Origin of the sequence: Kocuria sp. UCD-OTCP (genome assembly GCF_000349605.1) — a bacterium.
Taxonomy (GTDB): Bacteria; Actinomycetota; Actinomycetes; order Actinomycetales; family Micrococcaceae; genus Kocuria; species Kocuria rosea.
Window position 1 is genome coordinate 1 of record NZ_AOSQ01000070.1, and the last position, 999, is coordinate 999.

Genomic DNA, 999 nt, shown 5'->3' on the forward strand with positions numbered 1-999 from the left:
GAACAGCGGGGTGCCGAACATCAGCAGCATCAGCGTGCCGTGCATGGTGAACAGCTGGTTGTACTGCTCCTTGGTCTCCAGGATCTGCATGCCCGGCTCGAAGAGCTCGGCGCGGATCAGCAACGCCATCACACCGGCGAGAAGGAAGAACGCGAAGGACGAAATCAGGTACATGTACCCGATCGTCTTGTGGTCGGTGGACGTGATCCAGTTGACGACCATCCGCCCCTTGGACCGGGGCACCACCTGCGGGGCGGGGACCGGTCGGCGTTCCTCAGTGGTGTACTCGTAGATGGCCATCGGAAGAACCTCCTGGAGCCTCACGGGAAATGCTGGCTTTACCAGCCACGAGGGTTCTTCGCCGTGGTGCCAGAAACCAGGCTTGAAAACCCGCTGTCTCCCCAAACTGCAGCCGAGCGGTGAGCTCCGACAGTACTCCTGCGCCCCTGCTGTGCCCAGACCCGCGACTACGCCGCCGAGACCCTGATGAAGCCCATCCGTGCCCGGTGAGCTAGGAGACCAACATCGCGGTAATCAGGGTCAGGCGTGATCAAGGGTGGAGCGCTGCTGGCCGCCGGCACGATCGTGGTGGTGGTCTATGGCGGGTCACCGATGACGATGGCGCTGCGCCAACTGGCTATCGGCGGTGGGACCGGCACAGCCACTGATCCCGGAGCCCTGCCCGTGGGCACCACCGTGGCCTGACTACCACCTACCAGTGGGACAGCCCGGGACTGCCCCGACTTCCATTGACTCTCTGACCTGCCCCATGGCTTGGTTACCCCTGTCAAGGAAACCCGGGGCAGTCCCGCCCGGTATCACCAGTCCGCTCCACTGGTGGAATCGTGGTGTTCTCCCCGACCACACCAGCGCTCCTCCCTCTGATGATCTAGCCGACGTGCACACCGGGGGGACTGTCCGATAAACGGTGTGTGGGGCCCGGCGGTTTTCATCAGTGAGCGGTTCTCTCGAACCGCCCGGCGAAGGTGATCGCGAACG

2 protein-coding genes are annotated in these 999 nt (G+C 63.7%); one reads left to right on the forward strand and one right to left on the reverse strand.

Annotation, left to right across the window (positions count from 1 at the left end; translation table 11 throughout):
• Window positions 1–300: cbb3-type cytochrome c oxidase subunit I (locus tag H488_RS33270; protein ID WP_043739560.1), on the reverse strand; the 300-nt coding region annotated here is incomplete at its 3' end.
• Between the two features lie 246 nt (window positions 301–546).
• Between H488_RS33270 and H488_RS37520 the strand changes: the two genes are divergently transcribed.
• The gene (locus tag H488_RS37520) at window positions 547–705 is read left to right on the forward strand and encodes a hypothetical protein (protein ID WP_017834569.1); all 159 of its coding nucleotides are present in this window, start codon (window positions 547–549) and stop codon (window positions 703–705) included.
• Window positions 706–999 lie beyond the last annotated feature (294 nt).